2 rRNA genes are annotated in these 568 nt (G+C 47.4%); both read left to right on the forward strand.

Annotated elements, in window-relative coordinates:
* Positions 1–241: ribosomal RNA gene (locus AC1D1X_RS25305) — 23S ribosomal RNA — on the forward strand; the annotation flags it as partial.
* A gap of 143 nt (positions 242–384) precedes the next feature.
* A 5S ribosomal RNA gene (gene rrf, locus AC1D1X_RS25310) occupies positions 385–497 on the forward strand.
* Positions 498–568: the final 71 nt, after the last annotated feature.

The raw sequence follows: 568 nt of genomic DNA on the forward strand, positions 1-568 counted from the left end.
GGACCGGAGTGGACGAACCTCTGGTGTATCGGTTGTCACGCCAGTGGCATTGCCGAGTAGCTAAGTTCGGAAGAGATAACCGCTGAAAGCATCTAAGCGGGAAACTCGTTTCAAGATTAGATCTGCCGGGGCCTTGAGCCCCCTAAAGAGTCGTTCAAGACCAGGACGTTGATAGGTCAGGTGTGGAAGCGCAGTAATGCGTTAAGCTAACTGATACTAATTGCTCGTGCGGCTTGACCCTATAACTTTGATTAATTCGAAGTTGTTATGCCAAGTTGACGCATTCAAAAAGCATAGCTCAGCAGCTGTGCGAATCTAAATACAAGCTGATTTACTCTATGAATTCGATGGATTGTTCTTTGGACAATCTGTCAACAAGTTATGCCTGATGACCATAGCAAGTTGGTACCACTCCTTCCCATCCCGAACAGGACAGTGAAACGACTTAGCGCCGATGATAGTGCGGATTCCCGTGTGAAAGTAGGACATCGTCAGGCTCTTACAGCAAGGAACGCCCGGTTGATTTTTTTTCAACCGGGCGTTTTCTTTTGTGCGCTTGGTTATTGAC

It is taken from the genome of Polaromonas sp. P1_G4 (assembly GCF_056405475.1).